The following is a 20,703-nucleotide window of genomic DNA, read 5'->3' on the forward strand; positions in this document are numbered from 1 at the left end:
CATACCTTAAGCGCTCTGCCCCAGGGCGTAGTTGCCCACCGTCAAAAGTCGGCTTGATGGGAGGGGGTGCATGGTCGTTTCGTCCGGGGTCAGTTTGCCGGCGCTGCCGCCGTTATATGTGCCTGGATTCCGTGATGGTCATCCGCCCATGCCCGCTTCTCCACCGCTTCGCCCGGCCAAGCTCCATTCGATTCCCAAGCTCATCCGCTTGCGGGTCTGGTGGTTACTGCCCCTGGCGGTGTGGGCGGCGGTGGTGATGGCTTCGCTGGAGTTGCAGATCACGGAGATTCGCGAGCAGTCCATCCGGGTGGCGATCGAAGGGGCGCGCAACATGTTTCGCATGGTCATGCTGACCCGCAACTGGAATGCCGGCCATGGGGGCGTGTATGTGCCGGTCACGCCGGACACCCAGCCCAATCCCTACCTGGAACATGCCCGGCGGGACGTGATGACCACCGACGGGGTGGCCATGACCATGATCAACCCGGCCTACATGACCCGGCTGATCGCCGGTATGGCGGCGTCGGACGGAGGCGTGGAGTTTCGTCTGACCAGCCTGAAGCCGATCCGGCCGGCGAATCTGGCCGATGACTGGGAGCGCCGCTCCCTGGAAGCCTTCGAGCGGGGTGTGGCGGAGACCATGGGCACCGAGGATGGTCCGCGGGGCTCCATGCTGCGCTACATGGCGCCCCTGCGCGTGCAGGAAAGCTGCATGACCTGCCACGCAAAGCAGGGCTACAAGGTCGGCGATGTGCGCGGGGGTATCAGCGTCTCTCAGGGCTATGCCCCCATTGCGGCGGCCACCCGCGACGGCATCCGGCAGACCGTGCTGGCCCACGGCGTGGCTCTGCTGGTGGTGACGGCCGTGGGCTGGGGCCTGCTGGAGCTGCTGCGTCGGCGCTGGTTCGAACTGGCCGGCAAGATCGGCGAACTGGAGGAGGCACATGGGCAACTGCTTCAGTCCGAGAAGATGGCATCCATCGGCGTGCTGGCGGCGGGCATTGCCCACGAGATCAACAACCCGGTTGGGTTCGTCAATTCCAACCTGGGAGCCCTGAAGGGCTACAACGAGACCATGGTCGGTCTGCTGGAGGCGTGCCGGGCCGGCACGGCCACGGAGGCGGATTTTATTGCGGCGGACTTCGACTACATCAAGGCGGATAGCGTCGACCTTGTCCGCGAGTCCCGCGATGGCCTTGATCGGGTGCGCAAGATCGTTGCCGATCTGAAGGACTTTTCCCGCCTGGACAGCGCCGAATGGCAGGAGGCCGACCTGAATGCCGGTATCGAATGCACCCTCAACGTGGTCTGGAACGAGATCAAGTACAAGGCCGAGGTGGTGCGCCAGTACGACGCCGAACTGCCGCGGGTGCCTTGCCTGCCCGCCCAGATCAACCAGGTGGTGATGAACCTGCTGGTCAACGCCGCCCAGGCCATCGAGGGGCGGGGCGTCATCACCGTGCGCAGCGGGCATGATGCCGACCAGGTCTGGATCGAGGTGGAGGACAGTGGCAAGGGCATGCCTCCGGAGGTGCAGGCGCGGATCTTCGACCCCTTCTACACCACCAAGCCGGTCGGCAAGGGAACGGGGCTGGGCTTGTCCATCTCCTACGACATCGTCAGCAAGCACGGTGGCCGCATCGATGTTCGCAGCGAGCCGGGGCGTGGCAGCATCTTTCGGGTGTGGCTGCCGCGCCAGGCCCAGGGTTGAGTGCTTGGCCCCCTTTGGCTGGCCCGTGCGGATACAAAAAAGCCCCTGGCGTTTCCGGCAGGGGCTTCGGGGCGTGTCGCTCAGTAGCGACGCGGGGCCGGCGACGGTGCGCCACCGGGGCGTGCCGGCAGGTGGCGGAAGGTGATGCGGCCCTTGGAGAGGTCGTAGGGCGACATTTCGAGGGTCACTTCATCACCGGCGATGATACGGATGTGGTTCTTCTTCAGCTTTCCGCCGGAGTAGGCGATCAGAGTGTGGCCGTTGTCGAGGGTGACGCGGTAACGGCCGTCGGGCAGCACTTCGGTGACGCTGCCATGCATTTCAATCAGTTCTTCCTTGGCCATGTCGGGCTCCTTGTGGGTGGCCGGGTGGCGTCCCTTTGTGGGGCGTGTCGGCCGCGGCCCGCCACCGCCGTGGTGGGCCAGTTTGCGCCGAGGCCTGAAGGGGCGATGGCGATCGAATGTCGGCTCTTTTGTTCGGCGGGCCGGCGACGGGTGCCCACGAACAGGATCGCAGGCGAAGATGAACACAGTTGTATTGCTGCCTGATGCGTAGAGTTTCCTCTTGATGCACCAAAAAACAAGGCCACCGCGTTGGGTGGCCTTGTCTCTGCAATCTGGTGGGTTGTGAGTGGCTCGAACACTCGACCTACGGATTAAGAGTCCGCTGCTCTACCAACTGAGCTAACAACCCATTCTTACAGGAGCCGGTATTTTAGCCCCACCAACGTCTGGTGGGTCGGGCGAGATTCGAACTCGCGACCAACGGATTAAAAGTCCGCTGCTCTACCGACTGAGCTACCGACCCCCCGGAAGAGACGCGCATTATAGCCCTACCAAAAATTACGTCAAGCGTTTCGTAGCTGAATTTTTATCGACAGGCTGGCGCCCGCCACAATTGCGGCTACCGTGAGGCCTGCGCCGAGGGCTAGAGTGGACAATCCGCTCAGCCCCTGGCCAATGGTGCAGCCCAGGGCGGTGACGCCACCAAAGCCCATCAGCATGGCGCCGACGAGGTGGCGGACGAGGTCGGGGGCGTCACGAAAGCTCTCGATCCGGAAGCTGCGGCCGAGCAGCGCGGCCAGCAGGGAGCCGGTAATGACGCCCAGCGTCAGGGCGATGCCCAGGGTGACGCTACGGCTCTTGTCGGTCCATAGCATCAGCAGGTCAAGGCTGTAGGCAAGGGGGGCAACGAAGCTGAGGGATTCCATGCGCCCGCTGTTGGTGGCCAGGAAGGCCGGTTCGAGGGTCTCCGGGTCTTCGGGCAGGTAGCCCAGGTAGCCGCTCAGGGCCCAGCCCGCCACGATGGTGGCGCCGATGACCAGGCTGCCGAACAGGGGGGCGGGGCGCCACATCTCGCGGCCGGATAGGGCGAACAGGCCGAGGCTGCCGGCGGCTACCACGGCACAGGCCAGCCACGCACTGCGAATGTCGAGCGTAAAACGGGCAGCGACCAGGGTTGGGAGATCCTGGTGGGTGTCGAGTTGCACGACGACAGGGTCCAACCAGGTGCTGCGCCAGCCGCCGAACAGGCCGCGGAGGGTCATGTAGGCGGACAGGCCGAGGAAGACGAAGACCACCAGTGATTTGAGGTTGCCGCCCCCAAGGCGCACCAGAGTCTTGGCGCCACAGCCGGAGGCGAGGGTCATGCCGATGCCGAAGAGGGCGCCGCCGACAATGTGGGACAGCCAGGGCAGGCGGGCGCTGGTGTAGATGGAGCCATGCACGTCGATCAGCCCGTTCATCTGCAGCGCGGTGGTGCCCGCGATGGCTGTGGCGGCAGCCAGGGCCCACATGCGCAGACGGGTCCAGTCTTCCATGATGAGAATGTCGGCGATGGCCCCCATGGTGCAGAAGTTGCTGCGCTGGGCGGCCAGGCCGAACACGCCGCCAATGGCAAAAGCCAGCCAGGCCAGGGTGGCTGGGCCGAGGGGGAGGGGCGTGCTGGCGTCCATGGTCGGACCGGTGGTCAGCGGTAAGGGGTCGGGTCGGCCACGCCTGCGGCCTCGAAGCCTGCCCGGCGTAGCCGGCAGGCGTCGCACAGGCCGCAGGCGCGGCCCTCGTCGTCCGCCTGGTAGCAGGACACAGTGAGGCTGTAATCCACGCCCAGGGCGGTGCCGCGGCGGATGATGTCGGCCTTGGAGAGGTCGATCAGAGGGGCGTGGATGTGCAGCTTGTGGCCCTCCACGCCAGCTTTGGTGGCCAGATTGGCCATGGCTTCGAAGGCGTTGATGAAGGCCGGGCGGCAGTCGGGGTAGCCCGAGTAGTCCACTGCATTGACGCCCACGTAGATGTGGTCAGCCTCCAGCACCTCGGCCCAGGCCAGGGCAATGGACAGCATGATGGTGTTGCGGGCTGGTACGTAGGTGATCGGAATGCCGCCCTCCAGGCCGTCGGTGGGGACCGCCAGGGCCGGGTCGGTGAGGGCGGAGCCGCCGAACTGGCCCAGGTCCACGTGGGCGACCCGGTGGGCACTGGCGCCGAGGGCCTTGGCCACGCGTTGGGCAGCGGCGAGCTCAGCGGCATGGCGCTGGCCGTATTCGACCGACAGGGCGTAGGCATCGAAGCCTTCGGCGCGAGCGATGGCCAGGCAGGTGGCGGAGTCAAGCCCGCCCGAGAGCAGGACGAGGGCGCGGGGGCGTGGGGTAGTCATGATTTCTCCGGTGTTTCGGAAAATAGTAACGTCGACCAGCCGTCGACGGAGTGATGCGCTGGGCGCTTCTCAGCGGCCCGGTTCGTTGCCCCAGATCACCTTGTGGAGCTGGACTTGCATTCGCACCGGCAGCCGGTCACGCAGGATCCAGGCGGCCAGGTCGGCAGGCCGCAGCTGGCCCTGCACCGGCGCCAGCAGCACTGGGCAGCGTTCGGTGAGGCTGTATTCGGCGATCCGGGCCTTTGCCCAGGTGTAATCGGCCTCCCCGGCCAATACCAGCTTGAGTTCGTCGTGTCGGGTCAACAGGGGGATGTTGGCCAGCAGGTTGCGGGCCTCCTCGCCGGAGCCGGGGGCCTTGAGGTCCATGATGCGCGACACCCGCGGGTCTACGCCGGAAATGTCGATGGCGCCGCTGGTCTCCAGGGAAACCGAATAGCCGGCGTCGCACAGGGCGTTCAGAAGGGGCAGGCAGTTCTTCTGGGAGAGCGGTTCGCCGCCAGTCACGCAGACCGTCTGGCACTGGTGCGAGGCGACTTCGGCCAGGATGTCGTCGAGGCTGCGGGTGGTGCCGCCAGTGAAGGAATATTCGGTGTCGCACCAGCTACAGCGCAGGGGGCAGCCGGTGAGGCGCACGAAAACCGTGGGCAGGCCGGCCCGGGAGGTTTCACCCTGGAGCGAGTGGAAGATCTCGGTGATGCGGAGGGTGACGGGACGACCGGTAGGGGGCATGGCGGGGCTTGCAGTGACAGCCCCGGCCGACGGGCCCGGGGCTGGCGGGTTTTTCACTTCTTCAGGCGTTGCTTGGCAATCTGCGCGGCCGAACTGCTTGGGTAGCGCGCAACCAGCTTCTCGAGGCTGCGGGTGGCGCCGACATTGTCGTTGCGGGCTTGCTGGGTGCTGGCCAGGCCGAGCAGTGCGTCCGGCGCACGGCTGTCATCGGGCCACTGGCTGGCTACCTTGCCGTAGTGTTCGGCGGCGCCGATGTTGTCCTTCTGCTGATACAGGGCACTGGCGGCCCAGAAGTGGGCGCTGGGCAGGAAGCTGCTGTTCGGGTAGGTCTTGGTGAAGGCGATGAAGCTGCCTGCGGCCTCTTTGTACTTGCCGCCGCGTAGCTGGGTCAGCGCTGCTTCGTAGTCGCGACTCTCTGCCGCAGGGTCGGCGGCGGTAGCCGGCGCAGCCTGGGGGGCGGCATCGGCGCTGGCGACGGGGGTTTCGAGCTTGCGCAGGCGGTTGTCGAGATCGACGTAAAAGTCCTTCTGCCGCTTGATGGCATTGGCCAGATCGTTGCTGAGCACCTCGTTTTCACCGCGCAGGCGGGCGATCTCGGCTTTCAGCAGGTCAATCTGGTTGGCGAGCTCGAGCTGGGCTCGGGAGCTTGCCTCCAGCTTGTCGAGACGGCCGCTGAGCTCGGTGCGCATGGCATTGATGCGCGCCCGGGCTTCATCGTCGTCAAACAGGCCGGCCTGGGCCGGGGCGATGATCAGCCCTGCCAGCAGTGCTGCCATCAAGCGGGGCAGAAGGCGCCGGAACATCAGAATTCACCCGAATAGAGCATGTCGCCGCGACGGTTGGCGGACCAGCAGGACTCGCTGGCGTCGCCGCAGCTGGGCTTCTCCTCGCCGAGGCTGACGGACTCAAGCTGGCCTTCGGACACGCCCAGCAGGGTCAGGGCCTTCTTGACGGCGTCAGCACGCTTCTGGCCGAGGGCCAGGTTGTACTCGCGGCTGCCGCGTTCGTCGGTGTTGCCCTGGATCAGCATCTTGACGTTGGTGTGGCTGGTCAGGAACTTGGCGTGGGCTTCGATCAGCGAGCGGTACTGGTCCTTGATCACGTAGCTGTCGTAGTCGAACAGCACGCTGCGCTTGGACAGGACGCTCTTGGGGTCCTTGAGCTCCGGGTAGGCGCTCTTGCCATTGGCGGAGTCGGCGTCGACGGGGACGACACGGCTGTTATCCACGCCGGAGCTGGCAGCGCCGCTGGAGCGGTCTTCGACGGCAACGGCGCTCTGGCCGTCGGTGGGGGGAGAGGAGGTGCAGGCAGCCAGCAGGCTGACAGTGATCAGAGACAGGGCAATGCGGGTGCGTTTCATGGTGTGGGCTCCGGGAGCAAGCAAGGGGCGGGGTTGAAGGGAGTGTAGGTTTTATAAGTGTCAGTTGCGCGGCTGCGGACCCCAGGCGGGTTCGCGGACGTCGCCAGATTGTACCGACAGACGCTGCTTGACACGACCGTCGGAAGACACCGCGGCCAGTACCCCGCGACCGCCGACTTCGGTGGCGTAGAGCACCATGCGCCCGTTGGGGGCGAAACTGGGGGATTCGTCCTTGGCCGAGTCAGTCAGGATCTGGGTCTGACGGGAGCTCAGGTCGAGCATGGTGACCTGGAAGCGGCCGCCGTTGCGGGATACATAGACCAGGCTCTTGCCATCGGGGGAGGGGCGCGGGCTGACGTTGTAGCTGCCTTCGAAGCTGACCCGCTGGGCCTCACCGCCGCCGGCCGGCACCCGGTAGATCTGCGGGCTGCCGCCCCGATCGGAAGTGAAGTAGATCCAGCCGTCGGTGGACCAGGCCGGTTCGGTGTCGATGCCCGAGGAGGAGGCCAGGCGCTGCACGCCAGAGCCATCGGCGTTGACCGAGTAGAGCTGGGACTGGCCGTCCTTGGTCAGCACCACTGCCAGGCGGCGACCATCCGGCGACCAGGCCGGAGCGGAGTTGGAACCTTTGAAGTTGGCCGCCACGTTGCGTTGGCCGGTAGCCAGGGAGTGCACATAAACCACCGGCTTCTTGGCCTCGAAGGATACGTAGGCCAGGCGGCTGCCGTCCGGCGACCAGGCCGGGGAGATGATGGGCTCCTTGGACGCCAGGGCCGTCTGGGCGTTGCTGCCGTCGGCATCGGCGATCTGCAGCTCGTAGCGCGGGCCGGACTTGAGCACGTAGGCGATGCGGGTGGAGAACACGCCGGGCTCGCCGGTGAGCTTCTCGTAGATGAAGTCGGCAATGCGGTGGCCGGTGGTGCGGTACTGGTTGGGTGCCATCACCATGGCCTGGCTGCCCAGGCTGACCTGCTTGGCCGCATCGAAGAGGCGGAACTGCACCTGGTAACGGCCGCTGCCCGAGGGGGCTACGGTGCCCACGGCAAAGGCATCGGCACCGCGGGAGCGCACGCGGCCGAAGTCGGGCGGTGTATCGGCGCCCATGGGCGAGGGGCCGAGCTCGACCATCTTGAACAGGCCGCTGCGCTCCAGGTCGGCGCGCACTACGTCGGTGACGGCGCGGGGCAGGGTACTTTCGCCCTCGAAGCTAGCGATGGCCACCGGCATGCGGTTGGCGCCGGCGCCGGTGATCTCGATGGAAAGCTGGGCCTGTGCCAGGGACGCAAGGGCCAGCGCGCAGACGGTGGCCGTGCCGCGCAGGAAGGTCAGGATGCGTTGAGTCATGGGTGTCGGGTCACCGTGGGTTTAGTCGCGGAGCGGGTAGAACTTCAGCTCCAGCGTGCGGTTGAAGAGCTCCGGCTTGTCCGGTTTGGGCAGAGGACTGGATTTCTGGATCGCGCGCTCGATGGCGCCATCAAGCTGAGCGTTACCGGTCGAGCGCTTGAGGCGCACCTCGATCACCGAGCCATCGGGCAACTGGTCCACGTAGAAGATCGCGAACGGATCGCCATTGACGCCCGGCGGCAGCACAATATTGCCCTTCACCTTGGCGCGGATCTTCTCCACGTAGGCTTCCTGGGCTTTGCTGCGCGCTGCGCTGGCTTTGGCCCCGGCAACCCGGGCAAGTTCCTCCTGGAGCTGCTTGGAGTGACTCACGTTCTCCGAGTCACGCGCCATCAGTTCGCGCATGCGGCGGTCTTCCAGCTCCCGGGCCTTATCGGCGTCGGCCTTGGCATTTTTGTCGGTCTTGACGGGCTTTTCTGCCGGCTTGGCCGGCTTCTCGACCTTCGCAGGTTCGGGCTTCGCGGGTTCGGGCTTCGGCTTCGGCTCCGGCTTTGGTTTCGGCTCGGGTTTCGGTTTGGGTTCCGGCTTGGGCTTGGGTTCAGGTTTTGGCTCCGGTTTTGGGGGCTTTTCGACCTCCTTGACCGGTTTGGGCGGTGTCTTCTTGGGTTCCGGGGCCTTGATGGCGATATCCGGGTGTTTGCGCGGCGGCGGTGCGGGCTCCGGCTCGTCGTCGGGTTCGGGGGGCGCCGGCCGGGGCGCCGGCCGGGGGGCCGGGCGGGGCGGGGTGGCCGGGGGAGGCGGCGGTGCCACCACCGTGGCGGGCAGGGGCGCGCTCACCAGCTCCACCTCGACGGCGTCGGGCAGGCGATTCTGCCAGCGTACGCCGTAGAACAGGAACATGCCGAGGGCGATGTGCACCCCCGCAGCCAGGGCCAGGGACGACCACTTGCCCCGCTCGTTGGAGGGCATTGCTGGGTTCATCGGGGCGACTTGCCGATCTGCGTCTGCAGGCCGACCTTGTTGACTCCCGCGTTGCGCAGGTCATTGAGGGTGTTCATCACCAGCTCGTACTTGACGCTCTTGTCTGCGGCGATGATTACCGACTGGCTCGGGTTGGCGGACACGGCGGCCTGTACCTCGTCGATCAGGTCTTTGCGATTGAGAGCCTTCTCGGGGGAGCCGCTGGTCTGGCGCAAGGTCAGCTCACCGTCGGGCTTGACCTGCACCACCATGGCGTCGGTTGGCGGGGCGGGGACTTTATCCACGCTGGGCAGGTTGACGGAACCGGACTGGATCATCGGTGCGGTGACCATGAAGATCACGAGCAGTACCAGCATCACGTCGATGTAGGGCACGACGTTGATCTGGTTCATCAGGCGGCGTTGGCGCATGGCGTCGTGGCTCCGGGTTCAGCGCAGCTGGCGCTGGAGGATGTTCAGGAACTCCTCGGTGAAACTCTCGAAGCGGATGGCGATGCGGTCGATGTCGTGGGCGAAACGGTTGTAGGCCACCACTGCCGGAATCGCCGCGAACAGGCCGATGGCGGTGGCCACCAGGGCTTCGGCGATGCCGGGGGCGACATGGGCGAGGGTGGCGGAGCCCACATTGGAGAGCCCGCGGAAGGCGTTCATGATGCCCCATACGGTGCCGAACAGGCCGACGTAGGGAGACACGGAACCGACGGAAGCGAGGAAGGCCAGGTGGGCCTCCAGGTCGTCCACCTCACGCTGGTAGGTGGCGCGCATGGCCCGGCGGGCTCCGTCCATCACCGCGCCGTGATCGAGGCTCTTGCCACGTAGTTTGGCGAACTCGCGATAGCCGGCCTCGAAGATGCGCTCCATGCCGGCAGCCTCGTGGCGGCTGGTGGCGGCACTCTGGTACAGGGCGTTGAGGTCGCCGCCGCTCCAGAAGTCGCGTTCGAAGAGATCGGTTTTCTTCTTGGCGTCGCGAATCTGGAACCATTTGCGGAAGATCCAGTACCAGGACATGAAGGACACGGTGCCCAGCAGGGCCATCACCAGCTTGACCAGCAGGCTGGCGTTGGCGATCAGGGACAGGATGGAAAGGTCTTCGGTGACGTTCATCGGATTAAACCAGGGTGGCGAACTGTGCGCGCACAGCAGGGGGGATCGGGGCGGCCTTGCGGGAGTCGAGGGCCATGCAGGCGATGGTGATCAGGGCACTGAAGATGATCTGACCATCGCGGAAGATCTTCTGGGCAAACACCAGGCTTGCGCCGCCGAGACGCTCGATGGTGGTGACCACCTCAAGCTGGTCGTCGAGCACAGCGGCCTGGAGGTAATCGGCCTGTACGGTACGGACGACAAATACGATATGCTGCTCGGCGGCTAGGGTTTTTTGCCCGAAGCCGGTGGCACGCAACCAGTCGGTCCGGGCCCGCTCGCAGAATTTGAGGTAATTGGCGTAGTACACGACGCCTGCGGCGTCGGTATCCTCGTAGTAAACCCGCACCGGCAGCGTGAAGCTGGGTTTGTGCGTGTCGCTTACGAGGCGTTTCGATGCGTGCATCGCAACATTTTACAGTATGAGTCCCCTTGTTCCGAAGCGCAGGGCTCCATTCTGTGTTTCAGAATGTTGGCTCCAATGCCCGGGTTTGCCCGAGGGACGTTGTAATTGCAGCAATCCTGTGCCTAGAATCGCGGCCTTGAACGCGAACTGGTGCGTTTTGTGCATTGTTTCGAACAACAGACGCACAGGTATCGCGAAGCTGTTTGCGGCAGAATGCCCCGCAGGACTTGTAAGAGTCGAGAAACCGGCCGCAGTCCGGGCTGGCCCGGGCCTTGGTGCCCGACATTCGATTCATGGGAGGAATGAGACATGGTTGCAACCACGACAAGCAATGAGAAGCTGCTGACCGAGGCCGAAATGCTGGCCATGCCGGAAGATGATTACATGAACCCGGCCCAGCTGGAGTTCTTCCGGGTCCGTCTCTCCAGGATGCGTGACGAGCTGCTCGAGAACGCGGCCAGCACTGGTGCCAACCTGCGCGAGAACGAACTCGTCGCCGATCCGGCCGACCGTGCCACGGTGGAAGAAGAGCACGCCCTTGAGCTGCGTGTCCGTGACCGGGAGCGCAAGCTGCTCAAGAAGATCGACGAAGCCCTGGGGCGGATTGCCGAGGGCGAGTACGGCTGGTGCGAAGAGACCGGTGATCCGATCGGTATCGGCCGCCTGCTGGCCCGTCCGACCGCGACCCTGTCCATCGACGCCCAGGAGCGTCGCGAACGCACCCAGAAGCTGTACGGGGAGTAATCCCCGGCCTGGCGCCGGGGCGGCAACGATATCCATGACCGTCCCGGTGCATCGCGTTCCTGTCTCCCTGCTCACCGGATTTCTCGGGGCAGGCAAGACCACCATCCTCAATCACCTGCTGCGCCAGCCCGAGTTGGCGGGCACGGTGGTGGTGATGAACGAGTTCGGCGTCGTGCCGATCGATCATCTGCTCGTCGAGCACATCGACGAAAATCTTGTTCTCCTCGAATCCGGCTGTTTGTGCTGCACGGTCCGTGGTGACCTTACCCGGACCCTACGGTCGCTGTTCATGCGGCGCCTGCGCCGTGAGTTGCCAGCCCTTGAGCGGGTCGTCATTGAAACCACCGGCTTGGCCGATCCGGCACCGGTGCTGTTTACCCTCATGCAGGATTTCTTCATCGCCGAACGGTTCCGCCTGGATGGGGTCGTCACCGTGGTGGATGCCATATTCGGCGCCGAACAACTGGCGCGCCAGCCCGAAGCGGTCAAGCAGGTGGCCATGGCTGATCGCCTGCTCATCAGCAAGTGTGACCAAGCCGATCACCGGGCGCTGGAAGGTCTTGAGGCGCAGCTGGCCGGTCTCAATCCGGGGGCGCCGCAGCTGCGTGTGCACGGGGGCATCGTTGCGCCGGAGGCCGTGCTTGAGTGCGGGCTGTGGAACCCGGCCAGCAAGACCGCTGATGTAGCCCGCTGGCTGGCCGACGAGGCCGTGGCGGCGCGAGCCACAGTCCACCCTTATGCCCGACGAGGGCGTGCGGCGGTGGCCGACGCCAATCGTCACGATGCGTCGGTTTACGCCTTTGTGGTGCGCATCGACACGCCTGTGGCCTGGGGCGATTTCTCCACGGCCCTGGATATGCTGCAGGGGCTCAAGGGCGACCAGTTGCTGCGGGTGAAGGGTATCGTCCATGTTCGGGGTGAAGCACTGCCGCGAGTCATTCAGTGCGTGCATCATCTGCGCTATCCGGAGGCGGCTCTACCCGCCTGGCCGGATGAGACGCGTGCCACCCGCCTGGTGTTCATCGTCCGTGACCTGCCGCGGAAAGTCGTCGATCAGGCCTTTGCCTGCTTCTGCGCGGTTGTGCCGGAGCATGCGACATGAGCGTGCTCACCCGCTCCCCGGCCTTGCTGCGCAGTGCGCTGGCCTTGTTGCTTGTATGTGCCCAGATATTCGCCGCCGCCCATGCCGTCGGCCATATCGGGGACTTGGCAGGCCTGGCGCGGGCCGACAATCGGGTTGCCGAGGCCTCCCGGGATGGTGGAGTGCCCGCCGCCGAGCGTCACGAGGCTTGCCTGCTGTGCCTGGCAGCGGCCAATCTGGTTGCGGCCTTGCCGCCGGTCGTGCAGGTGCTGGACGTCGATGTCCACGCCCTGGCCCTTCCAACTGCGCCTGATCTTGTTCCCGGCGCCCTGCGCCTGCCCCGGCCCCATGCCCGGGGGCCACCCGCTTTCTCCTGACTCCGTCCCCTTCGTGATGACCGGAGCCGGCCTCGCCTGCTTCGGCCGCCCCCATTTCAGGATTGATCCCAGGAGATCCGAGCCATGACTTTCGTTCGTCCCGGCGCGCTTTGCGTCGCCCTCGCCGCGGCCTTTCCGGCCGCTGCCTTTGCGGCATCCGATGCCGATCTGAAACAACTCCGTCAGCAGCTCCACGAGCTGCGTGATGCTTACCAGCAGCGCATTGAAGCCCTGGAGCGCAGGCTCGCCGAAACCGAGCAGCGTGCTGCCAGCGCCGCTACGGCCGCTGCCGCCGCCGGCTCTACCGCCACCACGGCGGTTCAATCCGTGGCCAAGGTCGAGGCCCGCGCCGCCGAGGCCCAGGCGGCGGCCGACAGCGTGGCGCGCCGGCCGGCGGCCGAGAGTGCCTTCAATCCCTCCATTTCCCTGATCATCGACAGCAAGTTCACCCGCTTCCAGCGCGACCCGGGAGCTTACCGTATCGATGGTTTCATCCCCTCCGGCGGTGAGGTCGGCCCTCCCCGCAAGGGCTTCTCCCTGGGTGAGTCCGAACTCGCCTTTTCCGCCAACGTGGATCATCTGTTCCGCGCCAACGCGCGTTTTGCCCTGGCTGAAGATGATGGCGCCGGGGTGGTCGAAGTGGAGGAAGTGAACGTCGAAACCCTGGGCCTGTCTTCCGGGCTGAAGGTGAAGGCCGGGCGTTTCCTCTCCGGGGTGGGCTACCTCAACCAGCAGCATCCCCATGAATGGGATTTTGCCGATGCGCCATTGGCCTACAAGGCCTTCTTCGGCTATCGCCTGCAGAACGACGGTGTTCAGCTGCGCTGGGTGGCACCCACCGACCTGTTCCTCGAACTGGGGACCGAAGTGGCCAGCGGGCAGAAGTTCCCTGGTGCTGAGCGCAATCGCAACGGAGCGGGCTTGTGGACGGCCTTCGCCCACCTGGGGGGCGACATCGGTAGCGGGGCCGCATGGCAGGTGGGCCTGTCCCATGTGCGCACCAACCCACGGGAGCGGGGTTTCGAGGACGGCGCCGACGCCACCGGCACAGCGCTCGCTCACAGCTTTTCAGGGCGCAGCCAGACCTGGATTGCCGACTTTGTTTACAAGTGGGCACCTAACGGCAATAGCAGCGTGACCAACCTCAAGGTGCAGGGCGAGTACTTCCAGCGGCGTGAGACGGGTGACCTGAACTACGACATCGGCGGTCTTGCAGAAGCCAGTTCGGCGGCCCGTTTCCGTCAGTCCGGCAGCTATCTGCAGGCGGTGTACCAGTTCATGCCGCGTTGGCGCGTGGGCGTGCGCGGTGACTGGCTCGACAGCGGCACGGCCAATTTCGGCAGCCTCGACCCGGCAGGTCTGCCCTTGCTGGCGGGCTACAACGCCAGCCGCCAGTCGGCGATGGTGGACTGGTCCCCGTCCGAGTTTTCCCGTTTGCGCCTGCAGCTGGCCCGCGACAAGTCCCGCCGGGACGAGTCCGATAACCAGATCTGGCTGCAGTACATCATGAGTCTCGGCGCCCACGGCGCCCACAAGTTCTGAGGAGTCCGGGACCATGTTTTCAAAATTGATGCTACGTCTTGCTGCAGCGCTCCTCGCGGTGCTGGCCCTGCCCGCCACCGCCGCCCTCAACGTCTTTGCCACGGTGCCTGAATGGGCCGCCTTGGCGAAGGAGATCGGTGGCGACAGGGTTCAGGCGTTTGCCGCCACCAACGCCCTTCAGGACCCCCACCGCATCGAGGCCAAACCGTCTCTCATTGCCAAGGCCCGGGGCAGCCAGCTGGTGGTGGCCACCGGGGCCGATCTGGAGATTGGTTGGCTCCCGGTGGTGTTGCGGGAGGCCGGCAATGCCGCCATCCAGCCCGGCCAGCCGGGCTATTTCGAGGCCGCCAGCGCCGTTCGGCTGATCGAGGTGCCGACCCGCCTGGATCGCGCTGATGGCGATGTGCATCCGGCAGGTAATCCTCATATTCAGACGGATCCACGCAACCTCCTGAAGGTGGCTGAAGCCCTGGCCGGGCGCATGGCCCGGGTGGACCCGGCAGGTGCCAGTATCTACGAGGCCAACCTGGCCCGCTTCCGCGAGCGCTGGCAGGCCAACCTGGCCCGCTGGACGCGGGCGGCGGCGCCCTTGCGGGGCGTGCCGGTGTGGGTTCAGCATCGCTCCTTCGCCTACATGGCCGACTGGCTCGGCCTGAAAGAGCTCGGCGCCCTCGAACCGAAGCCCGGCGTGGAGCCTGGTAGCGCCCATCTGGCCAGTTTGCTGGCGCGCCAGAAAGAGACGCCGGCACGGATGATCCTGCGCACAGCCTATGCCCGCCCGACCGCATCCGAGTGGCTTGGCGAGCGGGCTGGCATTCCGGTGGTGGTGCTGCCCTTCACCGTCGGCGGCAACCCCGCTGCCGGTGATCTGACGGCGCTGTTCGACGATACCGTGCAGCGCCTGCTCGGCGGCCTCAGGTAAGGAGAGGTGATGGACGGGATCCTGCTTCGTGTGACCGGGCTGATGGCGGGCTACACCGCACCGGTGGCCGGCCCCCTGGGCTTCGAATTGCGTCGGGGCGAGATCCTCGGACTTGCCGGCCCCAACGGTGCCGGCAAGTCCACCTTGCTGAAGGCCTTGTGGGGGGGCGTGAAGGTGTTTGGCGGGCGTGTCGAGAAGGCCCCTGGGCTGGCCATCTCCCATCAGGCCCAGAGCTTTGATGACCTGCGCGGCGTGCCTCTGACCGGTCGGGAGCTGTTGGCTCTGACGGGCGCTGTGCCTGCTGGGCTGCCTCCGTGGCTGGCTGAGAGGCTCGATTGGCGGCTCGACCGCCTGTCCGGTGGCCAGCTCCAGTTTCTGCGCTTGTGGGCCTGCCTGGCTGCGCCTGCAGACATCGTGCTGCTTGACGAGCCCAGCAATAATCTCGACCGGGCCGGGGTGGACTACCTGGCTGACTGGCTCGGCCGTGCCCATGACGACCAAGGGATCGTCATCGTGTCCCACGACCCGGCGCTGATTGACCGGGTGTGTACCCGGGTGATCGAGGTGGGGGGCGTCGTGGAGGTGCCGGCGCAATGAATCTCGAGCTGCTTTTCGATCCCCTCTTCCGGGTGCCGTTTTTTACCGGCCTGTTGCTGGCCGGTCTGCTCCCGCTGATCGGCATGTACCTGCGTCTGCGCGGCGAATGGCTGGCCGCGCTGGCCTTTGCCCAGATGGCCTCGGCGGGTGCCTTGCTGGCCATGGTGCTGGGCTGGCCGATGCTTGCCGGCGGCGCCCTGGCGGCCCTGCTGGCCGCCCTCGCCAAGGGCTTCGCCGCAGCTGCGGGCGCCAACGCCTACGCCCTGATGATGCTCCTCGCCTGGGGGGCGGGGGTGCTGCTGGTGGCCAACCATCCGCTGGCCGAGCAGGCCGGGCATGCCCTGTTCGATGGTCAGCTGTACTTCACCGGTGAAGGGCATCTGCTGGCCGTCGGCCTGGTCTGTGCCGGGGCCGTCCCGGTGCTGCTGCGTCTCAACCGCCCCTTGCTGCTGGCGCGCTTCTTTCCCGAGTTTCACCAGGCCCGGGGGCTGGATGCACGGCCGCGGCTGATGCTCTTTGATCTGCTGGCAGGGGTGGTGATCGCCCTTGCCACCGTCAGCATTGGCGTGATGGCTGCGTTCGCCCTGGTGTTTGTCCCGCCCCTGGTGGCCTACCGTTTTGGCCGCAGCTGGCGAGTCGGACTGGGTCTGGCGGCACTCGTCGGTATGGGCGGATATAGCCTTGCTTTTGCCCTTTCCCTGGCTTTCGATCAGCCTTTCGGCCCGGTTTGTGCGGTGCTTCTGGTGGGCTTGATCCTGCTGCTGGGTGTGAAATCCGACCGTTTGTAAATCAGGCTGCTCATGCTTTGATGAGTGTTATCCTGTTTAATCCGTGTAAACGAAACTGGAGGAAGTGGAGTGGCGCTACCGTTTTTCGGCAAGAAGCCTGCACCTGCCGGAAGTCCAGCACCGCGTCCCCGGGGCGCTACCGCCCCCGTTCAAGGGGGCTCCCGCCCGCCTAGCTCACCCCCGCCGCTTTCCCAGGCGCCGCTGTCAAGGCTGCCGGGCAAGGCGCGCAACGAAACCTCGTCTCTCGATTTCACCATCGCCGGTGGTGACCTGAAGCGTGTCATGGCCCAGTGCGCCGACAGGGTGCACGTGGAGGAGGGGGTCGATGAGATGTCTCCCTCGGCCGAAGAGGCCGCCATCCTTTATGCCAATGGTGGCTATGACGAAGCCCGGGCGGTTCTCGAGCATGCCCTGGACACCACCAGGGGCGCCGATGCGCGGCTGACCCTGTGGGGCATGCTCCTCGATCTGTTGCGCTTGATCGGCCACCGGGAGCGCTTCGAGGCGCTCAGCCTGAGCTATGCCACCGAGTTCGAGCGTTCTCCCCCGGCCTGGCTCGACCTCTCGCCCCACGGGGCCAAGGGCACCGAAACCAAGGTCCAGACTGTCAATCTTTCCGGCATCCTCAATGGTCAGACCGCCGGGCAGTTTGCCCAGCTCATCCAGATCGGCATGCGCACCGGCGCACTGCGCATCGACCTGAGCCGCCTGCGTGGGGTCGATAACGCAGGCGCCGAGCTGTTGCTGCGGGCCGTGCGCGGGCTGCGCAAGGCCAAGATACGCTTGTCCCTGGTGGGGGCCGGGCATCTTGCTGCTGTGCTGGGGGGCGTGGTCACCCCTGGCAAGGCGGAGCAGAAGCCGGTCTGGCTGTTGCTGCTCGAAGTATTGCAGTACACCGAACAGAATGATCGCTTCGAAGAGCTGGCAGTCGATTTCGCCATGACCTTCGAGGAGTCGCCACCCTCCTGGGAGCCGCCGCCAGAGCTTACTGCCAGTCAGACGGGCGCTGAGGTGCTTGCCGTGGAGCTCAGCGATATCTACCGTCTGGACGGCGAGATCGTCGGCCCGAACACCGAAGTGCTGCGCAAGATCACCGCCTTTGCCAGCGGGCGCACCAAGGTGGATGTGGATTGCAGTCAGCTTCGGCGCATGGACTTTGTCTCTGCCGGCACCCTCTTCAACATCGTCTCCCAGCTCCACGCCCAGGGGCGGCTGGTGGTGCTGAAGGGCGTCAATTCCATGGTCGCCGCGCTGATGCAGGTGATGGGCCTCCATCAAGTGGCGCGCATCGAACTGCGCGGCTGAGCGGGCGGCGGTGGCTGCCTGAAGGCGCGCCGGGTGGGGCTTGTAATTGCTTTTTCGACCCCCATATCCATCCAATGGAACAATATCACGGCACTACCATTCTCTCGGTCCGGCGCGGCCGGCACGTTGCCCTTGGCGGCGACGGCCAGGTCACTCTGGGCAACATCGTCATCAAGGCCAGTGCCCGCAAGGTGCGCAAGCTCTACCAGGACCGCATCCTGGCGGGTTTTGCCGGCGGCACGGCAGATGCCTTCACCCTCTTCGAACGCTTCGAGGCCAAGCTCGAAAAGCACCAGGGCAATCTGGTGCGCAGTGCCGTCGAACTGGCCAAGGACTGGCGCACCGACCGGGCCCTGCGTCGCCTGGAAGCCATGCTGGCGGTGGCCGACCTGGACAACTCCCTGATCATCACCGGCAACGGTGACGTGCTAGAGCCCGAGCAAGGCATCGTTGCCATCGGCAGCGGTGGAGCCTACGCCCAGGCCGCGGCCCGGGGACTGATCGAGAACACCGAGCTCACGCCTGAAGAGGTGGTCAAGAAATCCCTGACCATCGCCGGCGACCTGTGCATCTATACCAATCATTGCCACACCATCGAGGTGCTGAAGCCGTGATGCTCGCGGCTGCCCGCCCGGCAGCCGCGCAAGCGCTGGCCAGACCCGCTGCACCCAGGATGTTTCCATGACCCAGATGACCCCCCCGGAGATTGTCTCCGAACTCGACAAGCACATCGTTGGCCAGCGCAAGGCCAAGAAGGCCGTGGCGGTGGCCCTGCGCAACCGCTGGCGACGCGCCCAGGTGGCTGAGCCGCTGAAGAGCGAGATCACCCCCAAGAACATCCTGATGATCGGTCCGACCGGCGTCGGCAAGACCGAGATCGCCCGGCGCCTGGCCCGCCTGGCCAACGCCCCCTTCATCAAGATCGAGGCGACCAAGTTCACCGAAGTCGGCTACGTGGGCCGTGATGTGGACACCATCATCCGTGATCTGGTGGAAATCGCCATCAAGTCCCACCGCGAGCAGGCCATGAAGAAGGTCCGCGACAGGGCCCAGGACGCCGCAGAAGATCGGGTGCTCGACATCCTGCTGCCGCCGGCCCGGCCGACGGTGGGTTTTGGCACAGAGGCGGCAGCGCCGGAAGATAACGCCACCCGCCAGAAATTCCGCAAAAAGCTGCGGGAAGGCGAGCTGGACGACAAGGAAGTGGACATCGAGGTGGCAGTGCCCGGTATGAGCGCCGAGATCCTGGCACCCCCGGGAATGGAAGAGCTCACTGGCCAGCTGCAGAGCATGTTCCAGAACATCGGTGGCGGAAAGAAGAAGTCCCGCAAGCTGAAGATCAGCGAAGCCATGAAGCTGCTTACCGACGAGGAGGCCGCCAAACTGGTGAATGAAGAAGAGATGAAGGCCGAGGCCCTGCGCATGGTGGAGCAGAACGGCATCGTCTTCCTCGACGAGATCGACAAGATCGCCACCCGCTCCGACAGCCATGGTGCCGACGTGTCGCGTCAGGGCGTGCAGCGCGACCTGCTGCCCCTGGTGGAAGGCACGACCATCAGCACCAAGTACGGCATGGTCAAGACCGATCACATCCTGTTCATTGCCAGTGGCGCCTTCCATCTGTCTCGACCGAGCGACCTGATCCCCGAACTGCAGGGCCGTTTCCCCATCCGGGTGGAGCTGGACTCCCTGTCGGTGGAGGACTTCGAATGCATCCTGACTCAGACCGACGCCTGCCTGACGCGGCAATATGAAGCCTTGCTGGCCACTGACGGGGTGAGCCTCGAATTTGCCCCCGATGGAATCCGCCGCCTGGCCGAGATCGCCTTCCAGGTGAACGAGAAGACCGAGAACATCGGCGCCCGGCGTCTGTACACGGTAATGGAGAAGCTTCTCGAAGAGCTCGCCTTCGAGGCCGGCAAGGCCGGTACCGAGACCGTGCGCATCGACGCGGCCTACGTGGATGGCCGCCTTGAGATGCTGGCCCAGCGCGAGGATCTGGCCCGCTACGTGCTGTAAGCCCTTTCGGGAAAACCCCGACGCCGGCCCCTTGGGGCCGGCCCTACAATGGGGTCTCTGCCGGCGCCTGTCCGGACTTCATGGTTTCCGGTCATGTTGCTGCGCATCGTCTCCATCCTCTTTCCGCTGTTTGCCATTACCGCCATCGGCTTCCTGGTCGGCCGACGGGCAAAGCCCGATCTGTCCCACGCCAACAAGTTGAACATGGACGTGTTCGTGCCGGCCCTGGTGTTCGGGGCGCTGGCCAACAAGTCCTTCCACATCACCGAGTTTCTGCCCCTGCTGACGGCCACCCTGGCGGTGGTGATCGGATCGGGGCTCCTCGGCTGGCTGGCTGCCCGCCTGCTCGGCATCGCGCCCAAGACCCTGGTGCCGCCGATCATGTTCAACAACTGCGGCAACCTGGGGCTGCCCCTGGCCGTGCTGGCCTTTGGCGAGCAGGCCCTGGCGCCGGCGGTGGTGATGTTCATGGTCTCCAATCTGTTGCACTTCTCTTTTGGCGCCTGGCTGCTGGATCACCAGATCAAGCTGGGCGGGATCTGGAAGGTGCCCTCGGTGCTGGCCACCATGGCGGGGCTGGCCGTGGGGTTGAGTGGCTTCGAGGTGTGGGAACCGGCGATGATCGCTATTCGCATGCTCGGCGAAATTTCCATCCCCCTGATGCTCTTTGCTCTGGGCGTACGCCTCACCGAGTCGCGCATTGGCGAGATCCGCCTGGGCCTGATCGGTGCAACGGCCCGGCCGGTGATCGGCATGCTGCTGGCGGCCGCGGTGATGCTGGCGGTGCCGCTACCCGAACGGGAGCGGGCCCTGCTGTTGGTCTTTGGTGCCTTGCCGCCGGCGGTGCTTAACTACATCTTTGCCGAGCGCTACCACCAGGAGCCGGAGAAGGTGGCCTCCATCGTGCTGATCGGCAACGTGGCGGCCCTGGCCTTCCTGCCCCTGGCGCTGGCCCTGGGGCTCTAGGACGGCCGAATCCGACCCGTCTGCCCTGCGGATTGCA

The 20,703-nt window shown here is 65.5% G+C and carries 23 protein-coding genes and 2 tRNA genes; 12 read left to right on the forward strand and 13 right to left on the reverse strand.

Annotated elements, in window-relative coordinates; genetic code table 11:
- Positions 1-148: 148 nt before the first annotated feature.
- Positions 149-1,711 (forward strand): ATP-binding protein, encoded by a 1,563-nt coding sequence (locus PHI64_RS11830; RefSeq protein ID WP_299882870.1) that lies wholly within the window; start codon positions 149-151, stop codon positions 1,709-1,711.
- An 80-nt stretch (positions 1,712-1,791) separates the two neighbouring features.
- Here PHI64_RS11830 and infA read toward each other — a convergent pair whose 3' ends face one another.
- The 13 genes from infA to ybgC form a co-directional block, all read right to left on the reverse strand.
- The gene (infA, locus tag PHI64_RS11835) at positions 1,792-2,055 is read right to left on the reverse strand and encodes a translation initiation factor IF-1 (RefSeq protein WP_296409047.1); all 264 of its coding nucleotides are present in this window, start codon (positions 2,053-2,055) and stop codon (positions 1,792-1,794) included.
- Positions 2,056-2,328: 273 nt separating this feature from the next.
- Positions 2,329-2,404, reverse strand: a tRNA-Lys gene (locus tag PHI64_RS11840).
- A gap of 38 nt (positions 2,405-2,442) precedes the next feature.
- Positions 2,443-2,518 (reverse strand) — tRNA-Lys (locus PHI64_RS11845).
- A 40-nt stretch (positions 2,519-2,558) separates the two neighbouring features.
- Positions 2,559-3,665: a YeeE/YedE family protein gene (locus tag PHI64_RS11850; protein WP_299882872.1), complete on the reverse strand. Its 1,107-nt coding sequence runs from the start codon at positions 3,663-3,665 to the stop codon at positions 2,559-2,561.
- Positions 3,666-3,679: 14 nt separating this feature from the next.
- Positions 3,680-4,363: a 7-cyano-7-deazaguanine synthase QueC gene (gene queC, locus PHI64_RS11855; protein ID WP_299882874.1), complete on the reverse strand. Its 684-nt coding sequence runs from the start codon at positions 4,361-4,363 to the stop codon at positions 3,680-3,682.
- Positions 4,364-4,432: 69 nt separating this feature from the next.
- Positions 4,433-5,092, reverse strand: coding sequence for a 7-carboxy-7-deazaguanine synthase QueE (gene queE, locus PHI64_RS11860; RefSeq protein WP_299882876.1), 660 nt, complete (start codon positions 5,090-5,092; stop codon positions 4,433-4,435).
- A gap of 53 nt (positions 5,093-5,145) precedes the next feature.
- The gene (gene ybgF / locus PHI64_RS11865) at positions 5,146-5,895 is read right to left on the reverse strand and encodes a tol-pal system protein YbgF (RefSeq protein WP_299882878.1); all 750 of its coding nucleotides are present in this window, start codon (positions 5,893-5,895) and stop codon (positions 5,146-5,148) included.
- Positions 5,895-6,452 (reverse strand): peptidoglycan-associated lipoprotein Pal, encoded by a 558-nt coding sequence (gene pal, locus PHI64_RS11870; RefSeq protein WP_299882880.1) that lies wholly within the window; start codon positions 6,450-6,452, stop codon positions 5,895-5,897. The genes ybgF and pal overlap by 1 nt, the downstream gene beginning before the upstream one ends.
- Before the next feature lie 60 nt (positions 6,453-6,512).
- Positions 6,513-7,796, reverse strand: a complete 1,284-nt coding sequence (gene tolB / locus PHI64_RS11875) for a Tol-Pal system beta propeller repeat protein TolB (protein ID WP_299882882.1) — start codon at positions 7,794-7,796, stop codon at positions 6,513-6,515.
- A gap of 21 nt (positions 7,797-7,817) precedes the next feature.
- Complete coding sequence (locus PHI64_RS11880; protein WP_299882884.1) at positions 7,818-8,765, reverse strand: energy transducer TonB; 948 nt, start codon at positions 8,763-8,765, stop codon at positions 7,818-7,820.
- Between the two features lie 8 nt (positions 8,766-8,773).
- Positions 8,774-9,187, reverse strand: a complete 414-nt coding sequence (tolR, locus tag PHI64_RS11885) for a protein TolR (protein WP_299882886.1) — start codon at positions 9,185-9,187, stop codon at positions 8,774-8,776.
- 18 nt (positions 9,188-9,205) lie between these two features.
- Positions 9,206-9,880 carry a protein TolQ gene (gene tolQ, locus PHI64_RS11890; protein ID WP_299882889.1) on the reverse strand — a complete coding sequence of 225 codons (675 nt, stop codon included), beginning with the start codon at positions 9,878-9,880 and terminating at the stop codon, positions 9,206-9,208.
- Between the two features lie 4 nt (positions 9,881-9,884).
- The gene (gene ybgC, locus PHI64_RS11895; RefSeq protein ID WP_299882891.1) at positions 9,885-10,325 is read right to left on the reverse strand and encodes a tol-pal system-associated acyl-CoA thioesterase; all 441 of its coding nucleotides are present in this window, start codon (positions 10,323-10,325) and stop codon (positions 9,885-9,887) included.
- Between the two features lie 309 nt (positions 10,326-10,634).
- Here ybgC and dksA point away from each other — a divergent pair, with 309 nt between their 5' ends.
- The 11 genes from dksA (at position 10,635) to PHI64_RS11950 (ending at position 20,666) form a co-directional block, all read left to right on the forward strand.
- Positions 10,635-11,069 carry an RNA polymerase-binding protein DksA gene (gene dksA, locus PHI64_RS11900; protein ID WP_296570094.1) on the forward strand — a complete coding sequence of 145 codons (435 nt, stop codon included), beginning with the start codon at positions 10,635-10,637 and terminating at the stop codon, positions 11,067-11,069.
- A 34-nt stretch (positions 11,070-11,103) separates the two neighbouring features.
- Positions 11,104-12,171: a GTP-binding protein gene (locus tag PHI64_RS11905; protein ID WP_299882894.1), complete on the forward strand. Its 1,068-nt coding sequence runs from the start codon at positions 11,104-11,106 to the stop codon at positions 12,169-12,171.
- A complete protein-coding gene (locus PHI64_RS11910) occupies positions 12,168-12,527 on the forward strand; it encodes a hypothetical protein (RefSeq protein WP_299882896.1) in 360 nt (119 codons plus the stop codon). Before PHI64_RS11905 ends, PHI64_RS11910 begins: the two co-directional genes overlap by 4 nt.
- Positions 12,528-12,611: 84 nt before the next feature.
- A complete protein-coding gene (locus tag PHI64_RS11915) occupies positions 12,612-14,069 on the forward strand; it encodes a TonB-dependent receptor (protein WP_299882898.1) in 1,458 nt (485 codons plus the stop codon).
- A 13-nt stretch (positions 14,070-14,082) separates the two neighbouring features.
- A complete protein-coding gene (locus PHI64_RS11920) occupies positions 14,083-14,991 on the forward strand; it encodes a zinc ABC transporter substrate-binding protein (RefSeq protein WP_299882900.1) in 909 nt (302 codons plus the stop codon).
- A 9-nt stretch (positions 14,992-15,000) separates the two neighbouring features.
- Positions 15,001-15,588: an ATP-binding cassette domain-containing protein gene (locus PHI64_RS11925; RefSeq protein WP_299882904.1), complete on the forward strand. Its 588-nt coding sequence runs from the start codon at positions 15,001-15,003 to the stop codon at positions 15,586-15,588.
- Positions 15,585-16,376 carry a metal ABC transporter permease gene (locus PHI64_RS11930; RefSeq protein ID WP_299882906.1) on the forward strand — a complete coding sequence of 264 codons (792 nt, stop codon included), beginning with the start codon at positions 15,585-15,587 and terminating at the stop codon, positions 16,374-16,376. Before PHI64_RS11925 ends, PHI64_RS11930 begins: the two co-directional genes overlap by 4 nt.
- Before the next feature lie 69 nt (positions 16,377-16,445).
- Entirely contained in the window at positions 16,446-17,681 is a 1,236-nt protein-coding gene (locus tag PHI64_RS11935) for an STAS domain-containing protein (protein WP_299882908.1), read from the forward strand.
- A 74-nt stretch (positions 17,682-17,755) separates the two neighbouring features.
- Entirely contained in the window at positions 17,756-18,295 is a 540-nt protein-coding gene (hslV, locus tag PHI64_RS11940) for an ATP-dependent protease subunit HslV (protein WP_296409027.1), read from the forward strand.
- Positions 18,296-18,362: 67 nt separating this feature from the next.
- Positions 18,363-19,700 carry an ATP-dependent protease ATPase subunit HslU gene (gene hslU / locus PHI64_RS11945; RefSeq protein ID WP_299882911.1) on the forward strand — a complete coding sequence of 446 codons (1,338 nt, stop codon included), beginning with the start codon at positions 18,363-18,365 and terminating at the stop codon, positions 19,698-19,700.
- A 93-nt stretch (positions 19,701-19,793) separates the two neighbouring features.
- A complete protein-coding gene (locus PHI64_RS11950) occupies positions 19,794-20,666 on the forward strand; it encodes an AEC family transporter (RefSeq protein ID WP_299882913.1) in 873 nt (290 codons plus the stop codon).
- The last annotated feature ends 37 nt before the right edge of the window (positions 20,667-20,703 follow it).

It is taken from the genome of Zoogloea sp. (assembly GCF_028689785.1).
Lineage (GTDB): Bacteria > Pseudomonadota > Gammaproteobacteria > Burkholderiales > Rhodocyclaceae > Zoogloea.